Annotated in this window: 24 protein-coding genes; 17 read left to right on the top strand and 7 right to left on the bottom strand. The window is 63.1% G+C overall.

Translation table 11 applies throughout. From position 1 onward, the window contains the following. Positions 1–4 precede the first annotated feature (4 nt). The gene (locus ACVWY1_RS02630) at positions 5–961 is read left to right on the top strand and encodes a zinc ABC transporter substrate-binding protein (protein WP_457377749.1); all 957 of its coding nucleotides are present in this window, start codon (positions 5–7) and stop codon (positions 959–961) included. A gap of 104 nt (positions 962–1,065) precedes the next feature. Here ACVWY1_RS02630 and ACVWY1_RS02625 read toward each other — a convergent pair whose 3' ends face one another. Both ACVWY1_RS02625 and ACVWY1_RS02620 read right to left on the bottom strand, forming a co-directional pair. After that, positions 1,066–2,016, bottom strand: coding sequence for a homoserine kinase (locus tag ACVWY1_RS02625; protein ID WP_102683014.1), 951 nt, complete (start codon positions 2,014–2,016; stop codon positions 1,066–1,068). A gap of 72 nt (positions 2,017–2,088) precedes the next feature. Next, positions 2,089–2,376 carry a DUF2782 domain-containing protein gene (locus tag ACVWY1_RS02620; protein WP_046853618.1) on the bottom strand — a complete coding sequence of 96 codons (288 nt, stop codon included), beginning with the start codon at positions 2,374–2,376 and terminating at the stop codon, positions 2,089–2,091. A gap of 74 nt (positions 2,377–2,450) precedes the next feature. Between ACVWY1_RS02620 and polA the strand changes: the two genes are divergently transcribed. Next, positions 2,451–5,198, top strand: coding sequence for a DNA polymerase I (gene polA / locus ACVWY1_RS02615; RefSeq protein WP_277502367.1), 2,748 nt, complete (start codon positions 2,451–2,453; stop codon positions 5,196–5,198). Between the two features lie 406 nt (positions 5,199–5,604). Here the strand turns inward: polA and yihA are convergent, their stop codons facing one another. Beyond that, entirely contained in the window at positions 5,605–6,237 is a 633-nt protein-coding gene (gene yihA / locus ACVWY1_RS02610; protein ID WP_046853620.1) for a ribosome biogenesis GTP-binding protein YihA/YsxC, read from the bottom strand. Between the two features lie 208 nt (positions 6,238–6,445). Here yihA and ACVWY1_RS02605 point away from each other — a divergent pair, with 208 nt between their 5' ends. The 8 genes from ACVWY1_RS02605 to ACVWY1_RS02570 all read left to right on the top strand — a co-directional run bounded on the left by ACVWY1_RS02605 (position 6,446) and on the right by ACVWY1_RS02570 (position 14,233). Beyond that, entirely contained in the window at positions 6,446–6,748 is a 303-nt protein-coding gene (locus ACVWY1_RS02605; protein WP_031314666.1) for a c-type cytochrome, read from the top strand. A gap of 31 nt (positions 6,749–6,779) precedes the next feature. After that, the gene (locus tag ACVWY1_RS02600) at positions 6,780–7,397 is read left to right on the top strand and encodes a c-type cytochrome (protein ID WP_102683016.1); all 618 of its coding nucleotides are present in this window, start codon (positions 6,780–6,782) and stop codon (positions 7,395–7,397) included. Between the two features lie 165 nt (positions 7,398–7,562). After that, on the top strand, positions 7,563–8,195 hold the full coding sequence (gene dsbA / locus ACVWY1_RS02595) for a thiol:disulfide interchange protein DsbA (protein WP_102683017.1): 633 nt from the start codon (positions 7,563–7,565) through the stop codon (positions 8,193–8,195). 12 nt (positions 8,196–8,207) lie between these two features. Further along, positions 8,208–9,062 (top strand): endonuclease/exonuclease/phosphatase family protein, encoded by an 855-nt coding sequence (locus tag ACVWY1_RS02590; protein ID WP_046853623.1) that lies wholly within the window; start codon positions 8,208–8,210, stop codon positions 9,060–9,062. A 96-nt stretch (positions 9,063–9,158) separates the two neighbouring features. Next, on the top strand, positions 9,159–11,159 hold the full coding sequence (locus ACVWY1_RS02585; RefSeq protein ID WP_457377748.1) for a diguanylate cyclase: 2,001 nt from the start codon (positions 9,159–9,161) through the stop codon (positions 11,157–11,159). Between the two features lie 30 nt (positions 11,160–11,189). Next, positions 11,190–11,660: a hypothetical protein gene (locus ACVWY1_RS02580; RefSeq protein WP_139674599.1), complete on the top strand. Its 471-nt coding sequence runs from the start codon at positions 11,190–11,192 to the stop codon at positions 11,658–11,660. A gap of 66 nt (positions 11,661–11,726) precedes the next feature. After that, positions 11,727–12,503 carry an N-acetylmuramoyl-L-alanine amidase gene (locus ACVWY1_RS02575; RefSeq protein ID WP_207238317.1) on the top strand — a complete coding sequence of 259 codons (777 nt, stop codon included), beginning with the start codon at positions 11,727–11,729 and terminating at the stop codon, positions 12,501–12,503. A 110-nt stretch (positions 12,504–12,613) separates the two neighbouring features. Beyond that, entirely contained in the window at positions 12,614–14,233 is a 1,620-nt protein-coding gene (locus ACVWY1_RS02570) for an EAL domain-containing protein (protein WP_102683021.1), read from the top strand. Positions 14,234–14,260: 27 nt separating this feature from the next. Here the strand turns inward: ACVWY1_RS02570 and ACVWY1_RS02565 are convergent, their stop codons facing one another. Further along, positions 14,261–16,039: a KinB sensor domain-containing domain gene (locus tag ACVWY1_RS02565; protein ID WP_457377747.1), complete on the bottom strand. Its 1,779-nt coding sequence runs from the start codon at positions 16,037–16,039 to the stop codon at positions 14,261–14,263. Then, positions 16,036–17,382: a sigma-54-dependent response regulator transcription factor AlgB gene (algB, locus tag ACVWY1_RS02560; protein ID WP_139674593.1), complete on the bottom strand. Its 1,347-nt coding sequence runs from the start codon at positions 17,380–17,382 to the stop codon at positions 16,036–16,038. The genes ACVWY1_RS02565 and algB overlap by 4 nt, the downstream gene beginning before the upstream one ends. 210 nt (positions 17,383–17,592) lie before the next feature. On the opposite strand from algB, the gene ACVWY1_RS02555 reads away from it, so the two are divergent. The 7 genes from ACVWY1_RS02555 (at position 17,593) to ACVWY1_RS02525 (ending at position 23,074) form a co-directional block, all read left to right on the top strand. Continuing rightward, on the top strand, positions 17,593–18,414 hold the full coding sequence (locus ACVWY1_RS02555; RefSeq protein ID WP_277502364.1) for a BON domain-containing protein: 822 nt from the start codon (positions 17,593–17,595) through the stop codon (positions 18,412–18,414). A 175-nt stretch (positions 18,415–18,589) separates the two neighbouring features. Further along, positions 18,590–18,877 (top strand): hypothetical protein, encoded by a 288-nt coding sequence (locus ACVWY1_RS02550; protein WP_102683024.1) that lies wholly within the window; start codon positions 18,590–18,592, stop codon positions 18,875–18,877. Between the two features lie 39 nt (positions 18,878–18,916). Then, positions 18,917–19,078, top strand: coding sequence for a DUF1328 domain-containing protein (locus tag ACVWY1_RS02545; protein ID WP_008092060.1), 162 nt, complete (start codon positions 18,917–18,919; stop codon positions 19,076–19,078). 5 nt (positions 19,079–19,083) lie between these two features. After that, a complete protein-coding gene (locus tag ACVWY1_RS02540; RefSeq protein WP_457377746.1) occupies positions 19,084–19,554 on the top strand; it encodes an inhibitor of vertebrate lysozyme family protein in 471 nt (156 codons plus the stop codon). 223 nt (positions 19,555–19,777) lie between these two features. Next, positions 19,778–20,080, top strand: coding sequence for a hypothetical protein (locus tag ACVWY1_RS02535; protein ID WP_277502363.1), 303 nt, complete (start codon positions 19,778–19,780; stop codon positions 20,078–20,080). Between the two features lie 201 nt (positions 20,081–20,281). Then, positions 20,282–21,616 (top strand): glutamate/aspartate:proton symporter GltP, encoded by a 1,335-nt coding sequence (gene gltP, locus ACVWY1_RS02530; protein ID WP_023629390.1) that lies wholly within the window; start codon positions 20,282–20,284, stop codon positions 21,614–21,616. 228 nt (positions 21,617–21,844) lie between these two features. Further along, positions 21,845–23,074 carry a nucleoside recognition domain-containing protein gene (locus ACVWY1_RS02525; RefSeq protein WP_110696991.1) on the top strand — a complete coding sequence of 410 codons (1,230 nt, stop codon included), beginning with the start codon at positions 21,845–21,847 and terminating at the stop codon, positions 23,072–23,074. Here the strand turns inward: ACVWY1_RS02525 and ACVWY1_RS02520 are convergent. After that, positions 23,056–23,670, bottom strand: coding sequence for an ABC-type transport auxiliary lipoprotein family protein (locus ACVWY1_RS02520; RefSeq protein WP_102683026.1), 615 nt, complete (start codon positions 23,668–23,670; stop codon positions 23,056–23,058). The two genes, ACVWY1_RS02525 and ACVWY1_RS02520, sit on opposite strands and share 19 nt — an antisense overlap. Further along, the gene (locus ACVWY1_RS02515) at positions 23,667–24,605 is read right to left on the bottom strand and encodes an MlaD family protein (RefSeq protein ID WP_046853636.1); all 939 of its coding nucleotides are present in this window, start codon (positions 24,603–24,605) and stop codon (positions 23,667–23,669) included. The genes ACVWY1_RS02520 and ACVWY1_RS02515 overlap by 4 nt, the downstream gene beginning before the upstream one ends. Between the last annotated feature and the right edge of the window lie 2 nt (positions 24,606–24,607).

Raw genomic sequence — 24,607 nt, 5'->3', positions numbered from 1 at the left:
CAGGATGGAGACGTTATTATGTTACCTGTTTCTGACGACCCGAGTATCCACCGTGTCCCGAATCCTTGCCCTCTTTGTCGCTTTCATCGCTTTTTCGGCGCACGCCGACGTGCGTGTGCTGACCAGCATCAAGCCCCTGCAACAGATCGCCGCCGCCGTTCAGGACGGTGTCGGCAGCGCCGATGTGCTGCTGCCGCCGGGCGCCTCCCCGCACAACTATGCGTTGCGTCCCTCCGACGTGCGCAAGGTCGCCGATGCCGACCTGCTGTACTGGATCGGCCCGGACATGGAAGGTTTCCTGCCCCGCGTGCTGAAGAGCCGCGCCAAGCCGACCGTGGCCGTGCAGTCGCTGTCGGGCATGCAGTTGCGTCATTTCGGCGAGGACAGCCACTCCCATGACGAGGAAGACCACGACGATCATGACCACGACCACCGCCCGGGCAGCCTCGATGCACACCTGTGGCTGTCGTCGCTGAATGCCCGGGTGATCGCGACGAAGATGGCCGGCGACCTGGCAGCGGCCGACCCGGCCAATGCCCTGCGCTACCAGGCCAACCTCAAGCAGTTCGTCGAGCGCCTGGATGCCCTGGATGCGCGCATCAAGCAGCGTGTGGCGGGGATCGCCGGCAAGCCTTACTTCGTGTTTCACGAGGCGTTCGACTACTTCGAGGCCGCCTATGGCCTGAAGCACACTGGCGTGTTCAGCGTGGCGTCTGAGGTGCAGCCGGGCGCGCAGCACGTCGCCGCCATGCGCAAGCGCTTGCAGGCGGTGGGCAAGACCTGCGTGTTCAGCGAGCCGCCGCTGAGGCCGCGCCTGGCCGAGACGCTGACGGCCGGGTTGCCGGTGCGGTTGGCCGAACTGGATGCGCTGGGTGGCACCGACAAGGTGGATGGCAAGGGCTATGAGCGCTTGCTGGAGAAGCTTGGCGGCGACCTGGTCGGCTGCCTGGAGCAGCTCTGAGGCTGTAGGCGGACCAAGTGGGAGTGGGCTTGCCCCGCGATAGCGTTGGCAGGCCCGGCGCTATCGCGGGGCAAGCCCGCTCCCACATATGCCGCTATTGCCTATCAGAGCGCGAACGGCAGCTTCAGCGCCACCTGCTGGCGTTGCGCCAGACGCACCTCGAACTCGCTAGGGTCATGGATCATCACGTCCATCCCGGCGAATGCCTGCGCCGCGATCAGGCGCGACAGCCAGAAGCGCACGCACGCCACCCGCAGCATCACCGGCCACAGCTCCGCTTCAGCGGCGGTGAACGGCCGCAGTGCCGCGTAGGCACCCAGCAATGCCTGGGCGCGTGGCAGGTCGATACCACTCTGCTCGTCCAGGCACCAGTCGTTCACGGTGATGGCGATGTCGTACAGCATCGGCCCGGAGCAAGCATTGTAGAAGTCGATCAGCCCGGTCAGGTGAGTGCCTTCGAACATCACGTTGTCACGGAACAGGTCGGCGTGCAGGTTGGCCTTGGGCAGGGCGAGGATCTGCGCCTTGTGCGCGGTGATTTCCGCCAGCGCCGGTTGCAACAGCCCGGCTTGCTCCCGGTTCAGGCTCGGCAGCAGCTCGGCGCCCGATTCCAGCATCCAGTCCAGGCCACGGTCGGTGCGGCGCTCGATGATGCGCTCGCGGGTGGCCAGGTGAATGTGCGCCAGCAGCTCGCCGACCTGGGCGCAATGCTGGTTGTTCGGCAGCTTGACGTGCTTGCCCGACAGTCGCGGCTGCAGCAGCGCAGGCTTGCCGCACAGTTCACGCAGGCCATGCCCTTCGCGGTCGCGCAGGGCGTAGGGCACGGGCATGTCGGCATCGTGCAGCACGTCGAGTAGTTCGATGAAGAACGGCATGTCTTCAGCCGGTCCACGCTCGATCAGTGTGAGGACGAACTCCCCTTTTTCCAGGCTGACGAAGAAATTGCTGTTCTCGGTACCGGCGGCGATGCCCTGGAAGTCGAGCAGGCGGCCCAGCTCGTATGGCGCCAGAAAGGTTTCCAGCTCAGGCCGGGACACAGGGGTGAAGACTGACATGTTGAAGAACTGCCCATGCGGGCACTTCCGCCCGGAAGTGCCTGGTTGATAAGAACGATACGCGTTACTAGCTTACCACTCGAAGATCTTCCAGGACGGAATCAGCATGTCCGGCTGGTCGGAACGAATGAAATTGCCTTCGGAGCCATCGGCGCGTACCAGGAAATAAGGCTTGCCGTTCTTCGGCGTGACCTTGATCGCATACAGGAAACCGTTTTGCCGGTACTCCTGGATGGTTTTATCGCCTTCCGTGCGAATGGTTACATCGGGATCGGCCGATGGGGCTTCGTCCGCCGCCTGGGTGACGACTGGCATGGTGGCCAGCAGACCGAGCAGTAACAGGCGATTGAGTGTGCGCATGATAACCTAGTCCTTTTGTCGTCATTGATCCGGCTATTCTAGCGCCGGACCCGTCGAAAAGGTTGATTCTCCTCATGAGCCAAGCGCCCCTCGTCCTGGTGGACGGTTCGTCCTACCTCTACCGCGCCTTCCACGCGCTGCCGCCGCTGACCACCTCCAAAGGCATGCCCACCGGCGCGGTCAAGGGCGTGCTGAACATGCTCAAGAGCCTGCGCAAGCAGTACCCGGACAGCCTGTTCGCAGTGGTCTTCGACGCCAAGGGCGGGACCTTCCGCGACGCCATGTTCGCCGAGTACAAGGCCAACCGCCCGAGCATGCCCGACGACCTGCGGGTGCAGGTCGAACCGCTGCACGCCAGCGTCCGCGCCCTGGGCTACCCGCTGCTGTGTGTCGAAGGCGTGGAGGCCGACGACGTGATCGGCACCCTGGCGCGCAGCAGCGCCGCCGCCGGCCGCCCGGTGATCATCTCGACCGGCGACAAGGACATGGCCCAGCTGGTGGACGGCCACGTTACCCTCGTCAATACCATGACCGGTAGCGTGCTCGACGTCGCTGGCGTGCACGAGAAGTTCGGCGTAGGTCCCGAACACATCATCGATTTTCTCGCCCTGATGGGCGACAAGGTCGACAACATTCCCGGCGTGCCCGGCGTTGGCGAAAAGACAGCGGTGGGCCTGCTGACCGGTATCGGTGGCGGCCTGAGCGATGTGTACCAGAACCTGGACAAGGTGCCGGGCCTGGCCATTCGAGGCGCCAAGACCCTCGCCGCCAAGCTCGAGGAGCACCGCGACGCGGCCTTCCTCTCCTACGAGTTGGCCACCATCAAGTGCGATGTCGAGCTGGATGTCGAGGTGGACGCCCTGGTCTGTGGCGAACCCGACCGTGAAGCACTGATGGCGCTCTATACCGAGATGGAGTTCAAGAGCTGGGTTGCCGAAGTCCAGCGCAGCGCGCCCCAAGCCGGTAATGGCGCCGCTGTCGCCGAGGCTGTTGCCGAGAAGGTCGAGCCGAAGTACGAAACCATTCTCGACCAGGCTCGCTTCGACGTCTGGCTGGAAAAGCTGCGCCAGGCGCCGCTGTTCGCCTTCGATACGGAAACCACCGGCCTGGACGCCCAGCAGGCGCAGATCGTCGGCCTGTCGTTCGCCGTCGAGCCCCATGAAGCCGCCTATGTGCCCCTGGCCCACGACTACGAAGGCGCTCCGGCCCAGCTGGACCGCGAGCGTGTGCTGCTGGCGCTCAAGCCACTGCTGGAGGACCCGGCCAAGGGCAAGATCGGCCAGAACGCCAAGTACGACATCAATATCCTGGCCAACGGCAGCCCGGCCATCCACATGCGCGGCGTGGCCTACGACACCATGCTCGAGTCCTACGTGCTCGACTCCACCGCCACCCGTCACGACATGGACAGCTTGGCGCAGAAGTATCTGGACCACACCACCATCGCCTTCGAGGATATCGCCGGCAAGGGCGCCAAGCAGCTGACCTTCAACCAGATCCCGCTGGACAAGGCCGGCCCCTACGCCGCCGAGGACGCCGATATCACCCTGCGCCTGCACCATGCGCTGCAGGCACGGCTGGCCCAGACGCCCAGCGTACTGCCGGTGCTGATGGATATCGAGATGCCGCTGGTGCCGGTGCTGGCGAAGATCGAGCGCCAGGGCGCGCTGGTCGATGCCGGGCTGCTCGGCGTGCAGAGCGGTGAGCTGGGAGCGAAGCTGGTCGAGCTGGAGCGTGAGGCGTATGCGCTGGCCGGCGAGGAATTCAACCTGGGCTCGCCCAAGCAGCTCGGTGCGATTCTCTACGACAAGCTGGGCATGCCGGTGCTGAGCAAGACCGCCAAGGGCCAGCCGTCCACCGCCGAGGCGGTTCTGGATGACCTGGCCGAGCAGGGCTACCCGCTGCCCAAGGTGCTGATGCAGTACCGCAGCCTGAGCAAGCTCAAGAGCACCTACACCGACAAGTTGCCGTTGCAGATCAACCCGCGTACCGGACGCATCCATACCTCGTATCAGCAGGCTGTGGCTGCCACCGGTCGCTTGTCGTCCAGCGACCCCAACCTGCAGAACATCCCGATCCGCACCGCCGAGGGCCGGCGCATTCGCCAGGCTTTCGTGGCCAGCCCCGGCTACAAACTGCTGGCGGCGGACTATTCGCAGATCGAGCTGCGTATCATGGCCCATCTGGCCAAGGACGAAGGGCTGCTGCACGCCTTCCGCAACGACCTTGACGTGCACCGCGCCACCGCCGCGGAAGTGTTCGGTGTCGCCCTAGAGAACGTCACCACCGACCAGCGCCGTAGCGCCAAGGCGATTAACTTTGGCCTGATCTATGGCATGAGCGCATTCGGCCTGGCCAAGCAGATCGGCGTTGATCGCAAGCAGTCCCAGGACTACATCGACCGCTATTTCGCCCGTTACCCAGGCGTGCTGGCCTATATGGAGCGCACCCGCGCCCAGGCCGCTGAAAAGGGCTTCGTCGAAACCCTGTTCGGGCGTCGCCTGTACCTGCCGGACATCAACGCCAAGAACCCGTCCTTGCGCAAAGGTGCCGAGCGCACCGCGATCAACGCGCCGATGCAGGGCACCGCGGCAGACATCATCAAGCGCGCGATGGTGGCGGTGGACAACTGGCTGACCGAGAGCGGGCTGGATGCGCGGGTGATCCTGCAGGTGCACGACGAACTGGTGCTTGAGGTGCGCGAAGATCTGGTCGACCAGGTGAAAGCCGAGATTAGGGTCCACATGAGCGGTGCGGCGCAGTTGGACGTGCCGTTGCTGGTGGAAGCGGGTGTTGGCTCGAATTGGGACGAAGCTCACTAAACGCAGCGTGAAAGCTGTGTAGGATCTGCGGCGTAGTGTCGCGGATCCGGCGCAGGCCTGGGGCCTTAGATCGAGAGTTTCATGAAACTATCGCAAATAGTTTCCAGGGGCTCGGAACTAAACCGGTGAACCGCCACTCAGAGGTACTGAATGGCTGGTGAAGCCTTTCGATGCTCCTATGTTGTGTTAAGTGTTGGCAGATATCTGGACCCCGCCCTAGCGGTCCGGACTTGGACCCCGAACTTCCCCCTCCCCATACGAAGTCCGGGGTTTTTTTTGCCCGGAATTCAGGAGTTGCATCGGTCCTTGTAGGAGCGGCTTCAGCCGCGATCACCCGCAAAGCGGGTGCCACGTAACGAGGCGCTTGTTTCGCGGCTGAAGCCGCTCCTACAGGTTTCGTGGCCATTCATGCCACCGGCTTGTCTTCCAGCTCCATCCAATCCGCCAGCACGCGATAGGCCTCTTCCAGGCCCAGGCGCTTGGGCGCCGAAAACAGCTGGATGGTCGCGGTGTCGCCCCAGCCCTTGCGAATCTCCGACTGCACCTTGAGCAAAGTGTTCTTGCCCGCGCCGTGGGTCAGCTTGTCGGCCTTGGTCAGCAGGATGTGCATCGGCATGCCGCTGGCCTTGGCCCAGTCGAGCATCATCTTGTCGAAGTCGGTCATCGGATGGCGGGTGTCCATCATCAGGATGATCCCGCGCAGGCATTCGCGGCTACCCAGATAGGCCTCCAGGTGTTTCTGCCAGTGCTGCTTGAGCGGAATCGGCACTTTTGCATAACCGTAGCCCGGCAGGTCGACCAAACGCCGTTCATCGTCCAGACTGAAGAAATTCAGCAGCTGGGTGCGGCCGGGGGTCTTCGAGGTACGCGCCAGGCTGGCGTGGGTCAGGGTGTTGAGGGCGCTGGATTTACCGGCGTTGGAACGGCCGGCGAAAGCCACCTCGTAACCCTGGTCTTCGGGGCATTGTTCGACCTTGGCGGCGCTGAGGGCGAATTTGGCTTTCTGGCAGAGGCCGAGGATGGGGTTCTTGACTTGCATGGGATTTCCGATGTGGGTGTTGCCCAGCGCTGGAGGCGTAGGACCAGGCCTGGCAAGCGGTGTCGTTTCCGTTTGGCTGGCGGAAGTATATAATGCCCCAGTTTTTGTGTGCTCATTCGCCCAGCGAAGGCAATTGAGCATGGGGTGTCGAACAATAGCTCGCGCAACAGAACGCAGCGCGGCCCCCAACCCTGTCAGGTCGTTTCGCATGGCGAAATGGCTGCTTGCTGTCGGTATGTTCCTGCCGTTTTTCAGCGCACAGGCTACACAGGATCCCGAGGCGTTGTACAACCGCACGTGCGCGGCCTGTCACGCCGGACAACTGCCCCAGGCACCCAGAAGCGGTGACCGGGCGGCCTGGGAGCCAAGGCTGGCGCAAGGCATGGCGCAACTGGTGGTGCATGTTACACAGGGTTTCAAGGCTATGCCGCCGCGTGGATTGTGCATGGACTGCAGTGCCGAGGACTACCGTTTGGTCATCCTTTGGATGAGCGGCAGTCCCGATACATAACATTTCACCCTTAGCCGTGTTGGATTAGCTGATGAACAAACTAGTCGTGAGTCTGCTGTTGACCATGGGGGTCGCAGGTGCGGCAACTGCTGCGGGACCCATCAAAGGCGATGCCGCCGCCGGCCAGGCCAAGACAGCTGTCTGTGGGGCCTGTCACAACCCGGACGGCAACAGCCTGGCACCGAATTTCCCGAAGCTCGCCGGCCAAGGTGAGCCCTACCTGAACAAGCAGTTGCACGACATCAAGGACGGCAAGCGTACCGTGCTTGAGATGACCGGCATGCTGGCCAATTTCAACGAACAGGACCTGGCCGACATCGCCGCTTATTTCGCTAGCCAGAAAGGCAGCGTGGGTGCCGCCGATCCGAAGCTCGTCGAGCGTGGTCGTGCCTTGTTCAACGGCGGCAACCTGGAGAAAGGCATGCCGGCCTGCACCGGTTGCCATTCCCCCAACGGCGCAGGCATCGCCCTGGCGAAGTTCCCGCATCTCAGTGGCCAGCACGCGCAGTACGTCAGCAAGCAGCTGACCGACTTCCGCGAAGGCAACCGCACCAATGACGGCGACGCCATGACCATGCGCACCATCGCCGGCAAGCTCAGCAACAAGGACATCGAAGCGCTGTCCAGCTACATTCAGGGCCTGCACTGAAATACGCGTTAACACTCGGTTAATGCTTCAGCGCTAAAGATGAAAAGGGCAGCCCGCGCTGCCCTTTTTTCTGTCCGTAGCCGTTACACTACAGAACTCGAGCCCTTCCCGACCTGTCCTACACAGGTCGCGTCGAGGCGACCAAAGACTGCTCAGGAGTAAAGCATGCGTAAACTGATTCTCAGCGCTGCGCTGGTCGCCGCCAGCGTATTCGGTATGGCCGCCGTCCAGGCTGCGGAGCCTGTGGCCGGCAAGGAATATATCGAGCTGAGCAACCCCGTGCCGGTATCGGTGCCAGGCAAGATCGAGGTCGTCGAGCTGTTCTGGTATGGCTGTCCGCACTGCTACCACTTCGAACCGACCATCAACCCTTGGGTCGACAAGCTGCCCAAGGACGTCAATTTCAAGCGTGTGCCGGCCATGTTCGGTGGTCCCTGGGATGCCCACGGCCAGATGTTCCTCACCCTCGAAGCCATGGGTGTTGAGCACAATGTCCACAACGCGGTGTTCGACGCCATCCAGAACAAGCGCATGCGCCTGACCAAACCTGAGGAGATGGCCGACTTCCTGGCCACCCAGGGCGTGGACAAGGACAAGTTCCTCGCCACCTTCAACTCCTTCGCCATCAAGGGCCAGGTCAATCAGGCCAAAGAGCTGGCCAAGAAGTATGAAATCACCGGCGTACCGAGCCTGGTGGTCAACGGCAAGTACCGCTTCGACCTGGGTACCGCCGGTGGTCCGGAAGGCGTGCTGAACGTCGCCGACCAGCTGATCGCCAAGGAGCGCGCCGCTAAGTAAGCGGCGAATGCCATGGGCCGCTTTCGCTCAACCCGAAGCGTCGGCCTGCACCAGCCGCAGGTCAACGAACATCACCTGCAGGCCAGCGGCCTGCCGGCCGATGGTCGCCTGCGGCTGCTCAGTTTCAATATCCAGGTCGGTATCAGTACCGAGCGCTATCGCCACTACGTGACCCGCAGTTGGCAGCACTTGCTGCCGCACAACGGGCGAGCCGGCAACCTGCAGAAGATCGGTGACCTGCTCAACGACTTCGACCTGGTGGCCTTGCAGGAAGCCGACGGCGGCAGCCTGCGCTCCGGCTTCGTCAACCAGGTGGAGCACCTGGCCCAGCTGGGGGCATTCCCCTACTGGTACCAGCAGCTCAATCGCAACCTGGGGCGTTTTGCCCAGCACAGCAACGGTGTGCTCAGCCGCCTCAAACCCCAGCACCTGGAAGACCATCCCCTGCCCGGCCCCTCTGGGCGAGGGGCGATCCTCGTGCGTTTCGGCGAAGGTGCCGACGCCCTGATCGTGGTGATGATGCACCTGGCGCTCGGCTCCAAGACGCGCGCCCGGCAGCTGGCCTATATCCGCGAGCTGATCGGTGGCTATCGCCACCAGATCCTCATGGGTGACATGAACACCCACGCCAACGACCTGCTTGACCATTCGCCCTTGCGGGATCTCGGGCTTGTCGCTCCTCAGGTCGAGGCCACTTTTCCCAGCTGGCGTCCCCAGCGCTGCCTTGACCACATCCTGCTCAGCCCGAGCCTGACACTGGAGCGTGTCGAGGTATTGGCACAGCCAATTTCCGATCACCTTCCCGTCGCCGTCGAGATCCGATTGCCTGATGCCCTGACTGTGGATACGCTGCCGGTCCTGAGTTAGTCCTGCCTGGGCGAATCCTGCACTCAAGTGTTGGGCTTTTCCGCCGAAATCCAGTGATTGCAGGACTAGATGCCATTACCCGTTGCGGATCCAGGCATGACCGAAGAAGCCGAGCGCTGGAAAGAAAAATACCTCAAGAGCATCGAGCAGCAGGAAAAGCTCGAGCGGCGCTGGGAAGCCCGCCTCGACCTGCTGCGTCGTGGCCTGGTGCGCAGCACCCTGGCGGCGGAAGGTAGCGACAAGATCGTGGACCAGTGCATGAAGGAAATGCGCGAGGTCATCCGCAGCGACAATATGGACGCCGGCCTCGCCGGGCTGATTCCGCGCCTGGAAAAAGCCGTGCTCGACTCCGAGCAGCGCCGCGAAACTCGCATGAACCAGGTTAGCGAGGCGCTGACCGCGCTGGTTACCCAGTTGCAGACCTTGCCCCTGCCGGGCGATGTGGCACGTCCGTTGAAAAAGCTGGCGAAGAAGCTCGACGGTGGCGTCAGCCAGTCCCGCGAGCTACCGCCCTTGCTGGGCGAGCTCAGTGGTTTGCAGGGGCGCGCCCTGGATGCTGTGCAAAAGCCCGATGATGAAGCTCGCCCCGGGTTCCTGCAGCGCCTGTTTGGTGGCCGTGACGAGCCCCAAGGGGAATTGGCGACCGCACCTGTTGCCATCGAGGCGACGTCGCCCGTACTCCAGCCAGCCGCTGCAGCCCCGGTCATCGCACCTGAGCCACAACCCAGGGATGCCGACGAACTGCACGCCCTGGCACCTGCCCCTCAAGCCTTGCCCGAAGCGGCACAGGCAGTGGATGAAACGGTGCCCGTCGAGCTGCCTGAAGCGGAAATCGAATTACCCGGCCCGGCGCTGGTTGAAACCACGCCGTTGGTCGTTGCCGATCCGCATCCCGAAGCCGAGCCATCGGTGGCCGCGGTTGCCGAACCTGTACCCGAGCCTTTGACTGTCATCGAGTCGGAGCAAGCCGCAACGGATGAACCGGACACAGTGGCGGAGCTGGTCACCGTCGATGATGGCCCCTATGCCCTGCCCGATGCGGTCGAGCCGCCCTACAGCCAGGTTGCCGCCCATATCGAGCAGACGCTGATCGGCTTGCTCGACGACCTGAGCCTGCCCGAGCGCCACAAGGCCCAGGCCCTGGAGATGCGCGAACGGGTTTCGCGGGGGCTGAACTGGTACGAGCTGATCCCGGTACTGGATGACCTGGCCGTGCTCATGCTGGCGATCACCGACAGCGGCCAGCATGAGTTCGAGGCTTACCTGCAGCAGCTCAACGAGCGCCTGGAAACCTTCCAGAGCCACCTGCACGAAGCCAGCGCCGGCCATGCCGACAACAGCTCCGCCGCCCGAGAGCTCGACAGCCAGCTGCGCGAGCAGGTCGATGGCTTGCAGAGTAGTGTGCAGGGGGCTGCCGATGTCGACAGCCTCAAGCATATCCTGGAGAACCGCCTCGAAGGCCTGTTGGTGACCATGGATGCTCACCAGCACGAGCGTGACCGTCGTGAGCATGAGCTGGCTGGTCGCCTGCACGGATTGGCCGAACGTGTGGCGAGCATGGAGCAGGAGGCACTGGGTTACCGCGAGCACCTTGAAGAGCAGCGGCAGAAAGCGATGATCGATCCGCTGACCGGCCTGCCCAATCGTGCGGCCTGGTCGGAGCGAGTCGAACAGGAAGTACTCGACTGGCAAGCAAACGGCGGCCATCTGGCGATGGCCATCCTTGACCTCGATCATTTCAAGCGCATCAACGACGGCTACGGCCACCTGGCGGGCGACAAAGTGCTCAAGATCGTCGCCGACCAGCTGCGCAAACGCCTGCGTGGCGGTGACTTCATCGCCCGCTTCGGTGGTGAGGAATTCGTCCTGCTGTTGCCGCAAACATCGCCGCCCGCCGCAGCGCAGGTGGTCGAGGCACTGCGTGCGGCGATCGAAGCCTGCCCATTCCACTTCAAGGGCGAACGAGTGGTGATCACTACGTCCATCGGCCTGAGTGCCTTCCGCGCCGGCGAGCGCGGCGACCAAGTGCTCAAGCGCGCGGACGAAGCCTTGTACCGGGCGAAGGACAAGGGGCGTAATCGCGTCGAGCAGGCATAAGTAACTACCGCTTGTGGGGCGTTGCCCTGAATGAAACTGCGTGACGGAAGGCTGGAACTTCAGCCAGAAACCTCCTATTCATTTCCGTCTTGCGAAGTACTGATCATGAAAATCTCTCGTTTGTTGATGGCGTCCTTGATGACGCTGGCGTTTCACAACCTGGCGTTTGCCGAGCAGGTACTGTTTACCGCACACATCAGTCACAAAGGCACGATTTTGAATCAGTCGCCCACATGGATCACTGAGGTCAAACGGGTCGTGCAGAAGGACTACATGACTGAATACACCCTGCTTCTTGACTCAAAAATCACCCAAAGCGATCCGGCGTTCTGCAGCATGTCGCCCATAGATGTCGGGACTTATGAGCGGCTTTTACACGGGCAGGGCAAAGTGATCGGCAAGCCTTCAGTGGAGATGGTGAGGGTCGCTACGCAGTTGGTGGACCTCAAGGGACCTTCCGGCGATAACTCGATGGCGTTTCAGTTGATGTGCGTTCGCTGAGGCGTAAGGCTTGGAGCACGTTATACTGTAGCGCTGTTGTCGGCTCATCATGGCGTGCTCCCTGCAATGAAAACACTCATCACTGCCTTGCTCCTGCTGGTCCTGGCAGGCTGTTCCAGTGGCCTGCGTATCGACCGCAGCCACCCCTCGGCCAATCAGGACAGCCGCATCCAGTTCGTCGTCGTGCACTACACCAACGCGTCGCTGGAGCGCTCCCTCGCCCTGCTGACCCACGGCGAGGTCAGCAGCCATTACCTTATCGGCGACGGCCCGGCCACTGTCTACCAACTGGTAGACGAGAACCGCCGCGCCTGGCACGCAGGGGATAGCCAGTGGCAGGGGCGCACCTGGCTCAATTCCAGCTCCATCGGCATCGAGATCGTCAACGAGGGCTACACGGACACGCCGACCGGGCGTGTCTGGCACCCTTACAGCGAAGCCCAGGTGCAATCGCTGATCGCCCTGCTCAAGGATATCGTCAAGCGCAACAATATCGACCCGCGCCACATCATCGGCCATAGCGACATCGCCCCGCTGCGCAAGCTCGATCCGGGCCCGCTGTTCCCCTGGAAGCGTCTGGCCGAGGCCGGCCTGGGTGTCTGGCCGGATAGCGCTGCGGTGGCGCGGCAACAGGCCTTTTTCGAGGTCAACCCGCCAAGCATCAGCTGGTACCAGCAGCAACTGTCGCGCTTTGGCTATGCCATCGACCAGACCGGTGAACTGGACGTGGCCACCCGGCATGTGATCGCGGCCTTCCAGATGCGTTTCCGCCCGCGGCTGTTCGATGGCACGCCGGATGCACAGACCGCCGCGATGTTGCAGGTGCTTAACCGCAAGCGCTGACCCGAACTTTTCGGACGCTTGGCGCGCAAGCGGGCCAATTCACATGCCCAGCGGCTGCGCCAAGCTTTGATTCCGTTGCTATACCTTTGGTATTCAACTGGATGCCACGCATGCTTGCCCTCTTCGCTACGGTGCGTCAATTTTTCCACCGCCCCTGGCTTTTAGCCGCGCTCGCGGCGTTGGCCAGTGCCGGGCTGTTGCTGGCGATCAGCGTCAACGTTGCCTTGCAACAGATGAAACAAAGTGAAAGCGCGCAGATGAATGCCCAGGGCGAGCGTTTCCTCGAGCGCCTGGAGCAGGTGTTCGGCCAATTGCGCGAGGCTGTGGACCAGCTTCAGGCGCAGCCCCTGCGCGGCTGTGATGCGCTGATGCTGACGCAACTGCAACAGGTGGCGCTGAAGTCGCGGTTCATCTATGAAGCGTCCTATGTGGAGGGTACGCGGGCCTGCTCCAACCGCGGCGACGAGCGGATCATCGAGCCCTTGCGCAGCCCGGATATCCAAGGGCCGACCTACAGCTACTGGCTCAATACCACCACTGAACCCAACGAGAATCTCGCGGCCCTGATGCTGGGCCGTGGCCGCTTCGTCGTCTCCACCTCCCGTGGCCACCTCACCGACGTCGTCGACCTGCCGCCCGGTGGCAGCCTGCTGGTAGTGCTGGATCGGGGTACCCGGGCCATCCCCGTGCTGGGCCCGACGCAACCCTGGCCGCCGACCACCGAATGGCCACCTGCGCAGGGCAAATCCTTGATCGAGCTGCCCGACCGCCTGGTCTATCGCATGTCCACCAAATCACCGGACTACCAGTTGGTGCTGATCGCACCGCGGGCGAGCCTGCCACTGAAGCTCAATGGCCTGCTCTGGTTGCTGTTCCCCGGCAGCCTGGTGTTGGCCGGCTGTATCGGCTGGCTGGTGCTGCAACTGATCCTGCAACGCCGCTCGATGAGCTCGGAGCTGCAGCATGCGCTGCGCCGCGGCGAGCTGCAGGTGCTGTACCAGCCGATCTTCGAACTGGACAGCCGCCGCTGTGTCGGTGCCGAGGCCCTGGTGCGCTGGCGCCGCCCGGACGGCAGCCTGACCAGCCCCGAGCTGTTCATCCCCCTGGCAGAGAACACCGGCCAGATTCGACAGATCACCGACTTCGTCCTGCAACGGGTGCTCGAACAGCTGGGGCAGTTGCTGCGGGCCAACCGCCAGCTCTATATCTCGGTCAACCTGGCGGCCTGCGACGTCATGGCGCCGCGTATAGGCCGGGTGGCGGCGCGGTTGCTGGCGCACCATCGTGTCGCCCCCAGCCAGATCGCCTTCGAGGTGACCGAGCGGGGGCTGATCGATGTGGTGGTTGCGCGGGACAACCTGCAGGCCCTGCGCGCTGTCGGGCACCAGGTGCTGATCGATGACTTCGGTACTGGCTATTGCAGCCTCGCCTACCTGCAGACTCTGCCGGTGGACTGCCTGAAGATCGACAAGTCGTTCATTGATGCCTTGGGCCATGACGCCGCCAGCAGCGGCGTGGCGCCGCATATCATCCGCATGGCCCACGACCTGCACCTGCGGGTGATCGCCGAAGGCATCGAGTGCGAGGACCAGGCGGTGCTGCTCAACAGCGAGGGGGTCAACTACGGGCAAGGGTGGCTGTTCGCCCATCCCCTGAATGCCCGCCAGTTTGCCGAGTTGATTACCCGCGGACGGCGCGTGGCTGGGCGGAGGATCGATGATGAGCCTTGAGGTTGGCGCACCCTGAAGGGGGCCACGTCAAACCGGCAGTGCCATGTAGAACTGCGTCCCCTGCCCCGGCCGTGAGAACACGCCCATCCGCCCGCCATGCAGCTGGACGATCTCCTTGCACAGGGCCAGGCCCAACCCTGCCCCGCCCTTCTTGCGCCCGACCTGCACGAACGGCTCGAAGATCCGCCCCTGCTGACCATAGGCGATACCCTCGCCGTTATCCTCGACGCTGATGATCACCCGCTCGGCATGCCGCCGTGCATGCAGGCGGATACGCCCGCCGCTGCCGGTGTGGCGAATGGCGTTGTGCAGCAGGTTGTCCAGCACTCGGTCGAGTTGGGCGACATCGGCCTGAATACGTGGAAGCGGTGGCTCCAGCTCGCGGATGATCTCGATCTGTTTGCCCGAGGCTTGTTCGACGAAACGCGCCTGGGCGCGCTCGAACAGTTCCTCCAATGAACAGGGGGCCAGTTCCAGCTTCTGCAAGCCGCTTTGATAGCGGGAGAAGTTGAGCAGGTCGTTGATCAATTGGGTGAGGCGCTGCATTTCCTCGGCAATGGTTTCGAGCAGGTCGTTCTCCCGCGCTTCGGGCGGAAAGCTGATGCGTTCGCGCAGCAGGCCGAAGGCCATGTGCATGCCGGTCACCGGTGTGCGCAACTCGTGGGAGGCACGCAGCACGAACTCGCTGCGAACCCGTTCGAAGGCGCGCTGCTCGGTGACGTCGTGCAGCACCATCACGGCCCCGAGAATCGGCCCCTGGGGATGGCTGACCGGGGTCAGGCTGTAGGTCAGCAAGCGGCTTTCTTCCTCCACCTCCAGGCTCAGGTCTTCCGGCAGGCGGTCCAGGCTGCCACCGCGCAGCACCTGGCGCAGCTGCTGTTCCAGTTCGGGGCGCTGCAGGGCTTCGGCCAGGCCTACACCCAGGCGGCTCGGGTCCCAGCCGAGCTGGCGCTGGGCCACCGGGTTGAGGTGTTCCAGGCGCCCTTGGCGGTCGATGATCAGCAGGCCGTCGTCGATGCTGTCCAGTACCGCCTGCAGGCGCTGCTGGCCAGCCTGCAGCTCATCGACATTGGTGGCCTGGTGCTTGCGCAGGGCGTCGGCCATCAGGCCGAAGCGGCGGGTCAGCAGGTTGAGCTCGGTGGCCTGGGTTACCGGCAGTGTGACGTCGAAGTTGCCCTGGCCGACCTGGTCGGCGGCCTTGGCCAGCGCCTCGATCGGCTGGCCAAAGCGGCGCGCGATGTTGTGCGCGGTGATGAAGCCGAGCACCAGCACGGTGAGGCCCATCAACCCGAGCAGGCCACTGATGAGCAAGGCGTGATCGCGCGATGACTTCTCGGTTCGGGTGATGTGTTCAAGGGCTTGGCGATGTGAGTCCAGCAGATCGGCGCGCACCTGGTTGAAGGTGGCGCCAAGGGGCTGGTCCACCCCCATGCTGCGGGCGGGCGCGGGGCTCTGTCGATAGGCCTGGACGAACGCCTGGTAGTTGCTGGCGGCCTTGCTGAAGCCGGTGCGTTCGCCGCCCTGCTCCAGCCCCTGCTTGAGCAGGGCCTGGAACTGCTCCTGCAAGGTGACGAGGGTGCTTGGGGCGGTGTCCTCGTCGAGGATGAGATTCAGTTGTTCGCCAAGGTTCTGCCGCAGCTTCAGGCCCAGCTCGAGGGTCTCGGTGGTGTCCTGCACCACGCGCTGCTGCAGCGCTGCCATCTGCAGCACACTGAACAACCCCAGCAGCAAGCCCAGCAAGGCCACGGTGACCAGCGCCGAGATGCTCAGGAACAGCCGCGTGCGCAGCTTCATCGGCCATTTCATAGGTTGTACTGCTTGCGCTTGCGGTACAGCGTGGAGGCGTCGATGCCCAAGGTCTTGGCGGCCTGGTCGAGGGTGTCGCTGGTGGCCAGTACCGCGCCGATATGGGCGCGTTCCAGCTCGTCCAGGCTCAGCGCCGCACCGACCCGCGGCGCATTGCCGACGGGTTGCTCAGCCATGCCCAGGTGGCTGATCTCCACACGTTCCTGTGGGCAGATGATGCTGGCGCGCTCGACCACGTTGCGCAGTTCGCGGATGTTGCCCGGCCAGCGGTAGTTGAGCAGGGCGGCGCGTGCTTCGTCGCTGAAGCCACGGGCCGGGCGCGAGTACTCCTTGACGAAGCGCGCCAGGAAACGGTCGGCCAGGGTCAGGATGTCTTCACTGCGCTCGCGAAGGGGGGGCAGGTGCAAGGTGATCACGTTCAACCGGTACAACAAGTCTTCGCGGAAACGGTTCTCGCGCACCATCTCGTCGAGGTTGAGGTTGGTGGCCGCGAGGATCCGCACATCTGCCCGTCGCGTGACCGGGTCACCGACCCGCTCGTACTCCTTGTCCTGGATGAAACGCAGCAATTTTGGTTGCAAGGTGAGGGGAAAATCACCGATTTCGTCAAGGAACAGGGTGCCGCCATCTGCCTGGCTGACCCGCCCCAGGGTACTTTCGCTGGCACCGGTAAAGGCGCCACGGGTATGGCCGAACAACTCGCTTTCCATGAGCTCGGCATTCAGCGACGGGCAGTTGATGGTCACGCAGGCCTTGCGTGCGCGCTTGCTCCAGCCATGGATGGCACGGGCCAGCTCGCCCTTGCCGGTACCGGACTCACCGAGGATGAGAATGTTGGCATCGGTGGTCGCCACCTGGCGGGCCGTTTCCAGTACCGCCATCATCGCCGGGCTGTGAGAGTCCAGGCCGTCCTTGGGCTTGCGTACTTCCCCTTCGAGTGCCTCCAGGCGCGCTGACAGTTGGCGCACTTCCAGCTGCTTGGCCGTGGCCAGGCGCAATTGGTCGGGGCTGCAAGGCTTGACCAGATAATCGGCGGCGCCGGCCTGGATCGCGTCCACCGCGGTATCGATGGCCGAGTGGGCGGTGACGATGACCACCCGCATCCATGGCGCCTGGATGCGCATTTGCGCCAATACGTCCAGGCCGTTGTCCTCGCCCAGGCGCAGGTCGAGGAAACACAGGTCGAACACCTGGCGCTGCAGCAGGGTCTCAGCCTGGGCGGCGCTGTTGGCGGTCGCCACGCTATAGCCCTCGTCCTCGAGGCAATAACGGAAGGTACGCAGGATGGCGGACTCGTCGTCCACCAGCAGAATGCGGCCTTGGTTGTCCTGGGCTGATTCCATTTCCTGCGCTCCTTTGGGATTGATCTCAATTAGTGTCGGAAAAATCGGGCAAGTTGCATGGTCGATTCTGATTGATTCTGTTCCATGCATGCTAGCCGCATGCCTTCATGATGGCTAAGTAGCTGATAAATCTGAAGTTGATTGTGGGTAAATAGTTGGCATGTGGGTTGCGAGAGTCCTGGGTTGAGTGATGCGAAAGGAGGTTCTGTGATGTCCGTTTACCCTCGAATGGCCGTTCTGGCGGCTTGTGTGTTGTCGATCGTCGGCCAGGCCCAGGCCGACCCGGTGCAGGAAGCGCGACTTGAAGGTGCCCTGCAGACGGCCCTGTCCCTTAACACCATGCTCAATGCCTTCCCTATAAAGGTAGAAGTCGATGGCCGGCGGGCTCGGCTTTCGGGCGAAGTGGAAAACCCGGTGGAACGCATGCTGGCCGAACAGGTGGCCCTGGCCACACGCGGGATCGAACAGGTGGACAACCAGTTGCGGATCGACCCGGGGCTGGTGGACAAGCCCTTGGAACTGCGTGCCTACGCCCAGCGCCTGGAGGACGCCACCCTCGGTGCGGTGGTGCGCGCACGGCTGCTGTGGAGCCGGATTACCGAAAAGGCCCCTATCGAGGTGGAAAGCCGTGAAGGCGTGGTGACCCTGCGCGGCAAGGTGGACAGCCCCGAGGCCAAGGACCTTGCCGGGGTTCTGGCGCGTACCACCGATGGGGTGCACCTGGTCAACAATCTGGTCAGCCTGGACAGCACGGCCCTGGCCAAGGCCAGGGAAAAACCTGTCGATGCCCCAACCGGTCCGCAGCCCAGCGACAGCTGGATCGTCGACAAGATCCAGGCCAGCTACCGCTTCAGCCGTAACCTGGACGGGCTGAACATCAAGGTAGCCAGTGAAGAGGGGTTGGTCAGGTTATCGGGCGAGGTGGTCAGCAGCGAGCAGAAGGCCATTGCCGTGGACGTCGCGAGGCAGATCGTCGGGGTGCGCGGGGTAGACGCCGATCTATTGAAGATCGCCACCAAGGTAGAGGGCTGATCGTGCAAATCGCACGAGCCCTTGCAGGGGCATCGTGCAGGATACGTCCTTCCCGGTTATGTGCGTATTCAATAACTATTTGATTTAAAGAGGTTTTTTTAGAGTTTTACGGCTGGCATGCAGGCTGCACTGATCTTCCCAAGAACGGATAACAAGTACTGCAGGAGGAGCCGGCATGAATCGCCCCAACGTCAACCGCACGCAGAGCGCTGTAGTACCCCTGCAGCAGCTGCTGTTCCTCGGCATGGCCCTGTTGCTGACCCTGGCGGTCGGCCTGTTCCATCACAGCTGGCAGACCGCCCGGCTGGCCGAGCAAGTGGCGGCGCAGACTGCGCTGTTGACGCAGCTGCGGGCAACGCCCCACGCCAGCACCTTGGTCAAGGCCACCCAGCCACTGCCCAGCGCCGATACTGCCCCTGCCGTTCTCGACCGCGTCGAGCCTCAGGAACGTTGGGTGTTCTGATACTTCTGACCGATTTCGTACAAGAAAAGGAGAAACATCATGCTGAGTTGGGCTATCACCTTCCTGATCATCGCCATTATTGCCGCAGTCCTGGGCTTTGGTGGTATCGCCGGTGCTGCGACTGGTATCGCGAAGATCCTGTTCATCGTCTTCCTGGTGCTGTTCGTAGCCTCCTTCTTCTTCGGCCGCGGTAGAGGTTGACGACCATGAGCAGGATGCTCCCGAAAGCCTTGGCCGTCGCACTGTTGCTAGGCAGTGGTGCGTCGGCGCTGGCCGCTAATGACGGCCAGGTCCGGGTCAACCAGTTGCTTGGCTCGGACCCTGAATACCAGAAGACCTGGCAGAACACGATAAAGAAAGAAGAGCGCTTGCCCGAATGGGTGATCAACCTCAGCGGCAGCTCGGCGCAGCAGATGTCGGCGGTGACCGAGGACGGCGACCAGTATCTGGTTGGCCCGCTCTGCGAATCCGAGGGCAATTGCACCTACAAGCGCCTGGTCGTGGCCTTCAGCTGGGACAAGGACGAAGCCTACGGCATGCTTATGGAAGTGCCAGAGGGCCTGCCTGCGGACAAGTCGCCGACCCGCCATGCGGACTACCGCTGGTTGGGCAAGCCGGACGAAGGCATGAAAGCTTTGCTGCAGGAGCAGCTCAAGCGTGACCCGAACTGGTACTGACCAGCGGTCGCGCACTGTAACGCTATAGAAGCTGAACCTTTTTATCTTTCAGGCTTCTATGATGCGCCGCCCCGAGGAGGGGCAGCGCATGACCAGGGGGCCGGGCCGTTCTGACTGTTGCAGGGTCGGAGTGGCCTAGGGGTACAGGGAGTGCCTCCATCATGGGCCGGGTCAGGAGAGGGTGGCATCGGAAGTTGCAGGTCGATCGGGTCGAGCTGAGGACGTGATCGATCTGGCTTCCGAAGCGCCTGCAGGAATTTATCTATCCATACGAGCGACTTTTTACTTCAGACACATTTTGTCGCTACCGTATATCGAAATTTTTTTAGTTGTCCGACAGGTCAGCCTGTGTGGCATTTCAGCCATTCGGATTGTCGAACACGCCATCAAACCCCCTTCTTCCATACCTGCAAATCTGCCGAAAAATGGCGCATTGGCCTTGTTCGGAAATCCGAACGTTGAAAATCAAGGCTTTGGCGATGCTCGATTTCGGCTTCTGGTCTCATGCCGATTCGGTATGGGGTAGTCGTTTCCGGCATTAGACTGCCCCTGCCCACGTCGCAATAGTTGCCGCCTTTTTCCTTGGCCCGAGCGCCAGAAATACTCGCTCGCGGTGTCCTTACAGAGGGGCCCGGAACGGAACATGCAGCCGCCCAGAAGCTTTAAAGCGCTCTGGAACGCGACTTTCCGTCAGGTGCCCGTGACCACTACAACAAAGGGTAATGACATGAAGAAGGCAAAACTGAGCCTCGCCTGGCAGATCGTCATCGGTCTGTTGCTGGGCGTTGCAGTCGGCGCGCTACTGAATCATTTCAGTGCAGAAAAGGCATGGTGGATCAGCAACGTCCTCCAGCCGGCCGGCGATATCTTCATTCGCCTGATCAAGATGATCGTCGTCCCGATCGTGATTTCGTCGCTGATCGTGGGCATCGCCGGGGTAGGCGACGCGAAGAAACTGGGCAGTATCGGCCTGAAGACCATCATCTACTTCGAGGTGGTGACCACCATCGCCATCGTCGTCGGCCTGGTCCTGGCCAACGTGTTCCACCCAGGCGCCGGCATCGACATGAGCACCCTGGGCACCGTCGACATCTCCAAGTACCAGGCCACCGCGGCCGAGGTGCAGCATGAGCACGCGTTCATCGAGACCCTGCTCAACCTGATCCCGTCGAATATCTTCGCGGCGTTGATGCGTGGCGAGATGCTGCCGATCATCTTCTTCTCGGTGATGTTCGGCATGGGCTTGTCGAGCCTGAACGCCGACCTGCGCGAGCCGCTGGTGCGTACCTTCCAGGGCGTGTCGGAGACCATGTTCAAGGTCACCCACATGATCATGAACTACGCGCCGATCGGTGTGTTCGCCCTGATCGCCGTGACTGTCGCCAACTTCGGCTTCAGCTCGCTGCTGCCGCTGGCCAAGCTGGTGCTGCTGGTGTACTTCGCCATCGCCTTCTTCGCCTTCATGGTGCTGGGCCTGGTAGCTCGCCTGTTCGGCTTCTCGGTGATCAAGATCATGCGCATCATGAAAGATGAGCTGATCCTCGCCTACTCCACCTCCAGCTCCGAGACCGTGCTGCCGCGCGTGATCGAGAAGATGGAGAAGTACGGTGCGCCGAAGTCGATCTGCTCGTTCGTGGTCCCGACCGGCTACTCGTTCAACCTCGACGGTTCGACCCTGTACCAGAGCATTGCGGCGATCTTCATCGCCCAGCTGTACGGCATCGACCTGTCCTGGAGCCAGCAGCTGCTGCTGGTGCTGACCCTGATGGTCACCTCCAAGGGTATCGCCGGCGTGCCGGGCGTATCATTCGTGGTGCTGCTGGCCACCCTGGGCAGCGTGGGCATCCCGCTGGAAGGCCTGGCCTTCATCGCCGGTGTCGACCGCATCATGGACATGGCCCGTACCGCGCTGAACGTGGTCGGCAACGCCCTGGCCGCAGTGGTCATCGCCAAGTGGCAGGGTATGTACGACGCCGAGAAAGGCGAGGCGTACTACAAGTCGCTGGTGCTGGAAAAAGGCAAGAAAGAGGCCGTGGTGGCGGGCAAGACCGTCAACCAGTAAGCCGCTGAGCTGAACGAAGAGCCCCGACTTGTCGGGGCTTTTTGCTGTCTGAAAGTTGACCGCGGCCGTGTTACCCACACTGGCCCCATCGCCGGCAAACCCGCGCCCACACCGGGATGGCAAAAACCGATGGGGGCCGGCGTGCCGGCGGTTGGGTGGGGAGCCCCCCCAACAGCGCGTACGTTGATTGCGCTATCATTCGGGCATTTTTCACGGGGGAACACACGGATGCTCAACGGCCTCTGGCTCGGCTTTTTCCTGATTGCGGCCATCAGCGCCCTGGGCCAATGGCTGGTGGGCGGCAATGCCGGCATCTTCGCCGCGATGGTCGAGAGCATCTTCGCCATGGCCAAGCTCTCGGTAGAGGTGATGGTCCTGCTGTTCGGCACCCTGACCCTGTGGCTGGGTTTTCTCAAGATCGCCGAGAAGGCCGGTATCGTCGAATGGCTGGCCAAGGTCCTCGGGCCGCTGTTCGCCCGGCTGATGCCGGAGGTGCCGCCGGGTCACCCTGCCTTGGGCCTGATCACCATGAACTTCGCCGCCAACGGCCTGGGCTTGGACAACGCCGCCACGCCCATCGGCCTGAAAGCCATGCGTTCGCTGCAGGAGCTCAACCCCAGCAGCACCACGGCGAGCAACGCGCAGATCCTGTTCCTGGTACTCAATGCCTCGTCACTGACCCTGCTGCCGGTGACCATCTTCATGTACCGCGCCCAGCAAGGCGCGCCTGACCCGACCATGGTGTTCCTGCCGATCCTGCTGGCCACCAGTTGCTCGACCCTGGTCGGCCTGCTGTCGGTGGCGGTGATGCAACGCCTGCGCCTGTGGGACCCGGTGGTGCTTGCCTACCTGATCCCCGGCGCGCTGTTGCTGGGTGGCTTCATGGCCTTCCTTGGCACGTTGTCAGCGGCCGCGCTGGCCAGCCTGTCCTCGATCCTGGGCAACCTGACGCTGTTCGGCGTGATCATCCTGTTCCTGGTGATCGGCGCGTTGCGCCGGGTGCAGGTGTACGAGGCTTTTGTCGAGGGTGCCAAGGAGGGTTTCGACGTGGCCAAGGGGCTGTTGCCCTACCTGGTGGCGATGCTGGTGGCCGTGGGCGTGCTGCGCGCTTCGGGCGCCCTGGAGCTGGCCCTGGACGGCATTCGCCACGCGGTGACCTGGATGGGCCTGGATACGCGCTTCGTCGAGGGCCTGCCCACGGCGCTGGTCAAGCCGTTCTCCGGCAGTGCGGCGCGGGCGATGCTGATCGAGACCATGCAGACTCAGGGCGTGGACAGCTTCCCGGCGCTGGTGGCGGCGACCGTCCAGGGCAGCACCGAAACCACCTTCTACGTGCTGGCGGTGTACTTTGGCGCGGTGGGTATCCAGCGCGTGCGCCACGCGGTGGGTTGCGCGCTGCTGGCCGAGTTGTCCGGGGTGATCGCGGCGATCTTCGTCTGCTACTGGTTCTTCGCCTGAGCCTGGCTGACAGTCCAGTCGATCACCTGGCGCGCCAGCTGGTCGCTGGCTGTACCGAAGCCGGCGACCACTGCCGGCACTTGCTGGCTGCCTAGCGGCTGGCGTACCTCGAAGCGTTTACTGGCGAGAATGCGCTGGCTGCGGCCCTGCACCAGCCGTGCATCGTAGCGGATCACCACCTCCACTGCCCCGCCCGGGCGGTACTCGCTCTGGAACGCTTGCAGTTCGCCACCCAGCTCGTAGTCCGCCTGCAGGTTGCTGTCGTCGGCACTCAGGCGCTGCACTCGGCCATCGCGCTGGAAGCCGTCGAGCAGGCGATTGCGCACCAGCATCGGCGTCGGATCGCTCCAGCGGGCGCCCTTGTAGCTGCTGATCACATCCCCCTGGGGAATGACCGCGATACGCGGCCCGGCCAGGGCTTCGCTGGCCAGTGGCTTGTTCAGGCGCAGCGACCAGTCCAGCGGCGCGGCACTGCGGGCGGTCTGGCTCACCGGCAGGCGATAGATATCCACAGGCTCGGACTGCGGCAGGATCGAGCAGGCCGTAGCCAGGCTCAGGGTGGAAACGAGTGCGGCCAGGCGCAGCGACAGCTTCATGGCTGGAACTCCTTGTTGTTGTCGCGGCCCAGCAGGTAGCCGCTGGGGTCGGCTTCCAGGCGCCGGGAGATGCCCTTGAGCGAGTTGAGGGTCTCGCGCAGTTCGCGGATTGCCGGGGCGATCTGGTTCAGGCCCTGGGCGCCGTCGTCCAGGGACTGGCGGTTGTCCTGCAGCAGGCTGTTGATGGTCGCCGTGCTTTCGGCCAGCGACTGCATGGCCTGCTCGGCGCTGCCGATGGCCTGCTTGCCCTGGGTGCCGAGCAGGCCATTGGCGTTGCGCATCAGGGCCTGGGTCTCGGCCAGGGTGGCATTGGCCTGCTTGCCGACCTGAGCCAGCTGTTCGATGGCCTCGGAAATCCCGCCCTTCTGGTTGGCGAAGGCGCCGGTGGTCTGCTCGAGGTTGGCCAAGGTATTGCTGAGGCGCTCGATGTTGCTCGAGGAGAACATCTGGTTGGCGTTGTGCAGCAGCAGGTTGATGTTGGTCACCAGGTCGCTGCTGTCGTTGAGCAGGCGCGAGATTGGCGATGGCGAGGCGACGATCACTGGCAGCTTGCCGTCCTTGCCCTTGAGTTCCGGGCTTTGCGGCGTGCCGCCGCTGAGCTGGATGAACGAGTTGCCGGTCACCCCCGCCAGGGTCAGCTTGGCCTGGGTGTCCTCCTTGACCGGCGTGTCGCCGCTAAGGCGCACGCGAGCCAGGACCCGGCGCGGGTCCTTTGGGTCCAGGCGCAGGCTGCTGACATCACCGACCTTGATGCCGTTGTACTGCACCGGGCTGCCGCGGGACAGGCCCGAGACCGCCTCGTTGAACACCACTTCGTAGTCCTTGAAAGCGTCGTCGACACTGGACTTGGTCAGCCACAGGCCGAACAGCATGGCGCCCGCCACCACCAGCACGGTGACCAGGCCGATCAGGACATGATGAGCTCGGGTTTCCATCG

The organism is Pseudomonas sp. TE6288, from assembly GCF_054062095.1.
This window is presented reverse-complemented; position numbering and strand designations above follow the sequence as displayed.

What these genes read in the sequence shown, in the direction of transcription:
- ACVWY1_RS02565 (WP_457377747.1), bottom strand. Translation starts at nt 16,039, where the DNA reads ATGAAATGGCCGATGAAGCTGCGCACGCGGCTGTTCCTGAGCATCTCG.
- algB (WP_139674593.1), bottom strand. Translation starts at nt 17,382, where the DNA reads ATGGAATCAGCCCAGGACAACCAAGGCCGCATTCTGCTGGTGGACGAC.
- ACVWY1_RS02620 (WP_046853618.1), bottom strand. Translation starts at nt 2,376, where the DNA reads ATGCGCACACTCAATCGCCTGTTACTGCTCGGTCTGCTGGCCACCATG.
- dsbA (WP_102683017.1), top strand. Translation starts at nt 7,563, where the DNA reads ATGCGTAAACTGATTCTCAGCGCTGCGCTGGTCGCCGCCAGCGTATTC.
- ACVWY1_RS02630 (WP_457377749.1), top strand. Translation starts at nt 5, where the DNA reads ATGGAGACGTTATTATGTTACCTGTTTCTGACGACCCGAGTATCCACC.
- ACVWY1_RS02525 (WP_110696991.1), top strand. Translation starts at nt 21,845, where the DNA reads ATGCTCAACGGCCTCTGGCTCGGCTTTTTCCTGATTGCGGCCATCAGC.
- ACVWY1_RS02590 (WP_046853623.1), top strand. Translation starts at nt 8,208, where the DNA reads ATGGGCCGCTTTCGCTCAACCCGAAGCGTCGGCCTGCACCAGCCGCAG.
- polA (WP_277502367.1), top strand. Translation starts at nt 2,451, where the DNA reads ATGAGCCAAGCGCCCCTCGTCCTGGTGGACGGTTCGTCCTACCTCTAC.
- ACVWY1_RS02540 (WP_457377746.1), top strand. Translation starts at nt 19,084, where the DNA reads ATGAGCAGGATGCTCCCGAAAGCCTTGGCCGTCGCACTGTTGCTAGGC.
- ACVWY1_RS02600 (WP_102683016.1), top strand. Translation starts at nt 6,780, where the DNA reads ATGAACAAACTAGTCGTGAGTCTGCTGTTGACCATGGGGGTCGCAGGT.
- yihA (WP_046853620.1), bottom strand. Translation starts at nt 6,237, where the DNA reads ATGCAAGTCAAGAACCCCATCCTCGGCCTCTGCCAGAAAGCCAAATTC.
- ACVWY1_RS02520 (WP_102683026.1), bottom strand. Translation starts at nt 23,670, where the DNA reads ATGAAGCTGTCGCTGCGCCTGGCCGCACTCGTTTCCACCCTGAGCCTG.
- ACVWY1_RS02605 (WP_031314666.1), top strand. Translation starts at nt 6,446, where the DNA reads ATGGCGAAATGGCTGCTTGCTGTCGGTATGTTCCTGCCGTTTTTCAGC.
- ACVWY1_RS02570 (WP_102683021.1), top strand. Translation starts at nt 12,614, where the DNA reads ATGCTTGCCCTCTTCGCTACGGTGCGTCAATTTTTCCACCGCCCCTGG.
- ACVWY1_RS02575 (WP_207238317.1), top strand. Translation starts at nt 11,727, where the DNA reads ATGAAAACACTCATCACTGCCTTGCTCCTGCTGGTCCTGGCAGGCTGT.
- ACVWY1_RS02545 (WP_008092060.1), top strand. Translation starts at nt 18,917, where the DNA reads ATGCTGAGTTGGGCTATCACCTTCCTGATCATCGCCATTATTGCCGCA.
- ACVWY1_RS02625 (WP_102683014.1), bottom strand. Translation starts at nt 2,016, where the DNA reads ATGTCAGTCTTCACCCCTGTGTCCCGGCCTGAGCTGGAAACCTTTCTG.
- gltP (WP_023629390.1), top strand. Translation starts at nt 20,282, where the DNA reads ATGAAGAAGGCAAAACTGAGCCTCGCCTGGCAGATCGTCATCGGTCTG.
- ACVWY1_RS02515 (WP_046853636.1), bottom strand. Translation starts at nt 24,605, where the DNA reads ATGGAAACCCGAGCTCATCATGTCCTGATCGGCCTGGTCACCGTGCTG.
- ACVWY1_RS02550 (WP_102683024.1), top strand. Translation starts at nt 18,590, where the DNA reads ATGAATCGCCCCAACGTCAACCGCACGCAGAGCGCTGTAGTACCCCTG.
- ACVWY1_RS02555 (WP_277502364.1), top strand. Translation starts at nt 17,593, where the DNA reads ATGTCCGTTTACCCTCGAATGGCCGTTCTGGCGGCTTGTGTGTTGTCG.
- ACVWY1_RS02585 (WP_457377748.1), top strand. Translation starts at nt 9,159, where the DNA reads ATGACCGAAGAAGCCGAGCGCTGGAAAGAAAAATACCTCAAGAGCATC.
- ACVWY1_RS02580 (WP_139674599.1), top strand. Translation starts at nt 11,190, where the DNA reads ATGAAACTGCGTGACGGAAGGCTGGAACTTCAGCCAGAAACCTCCTAT.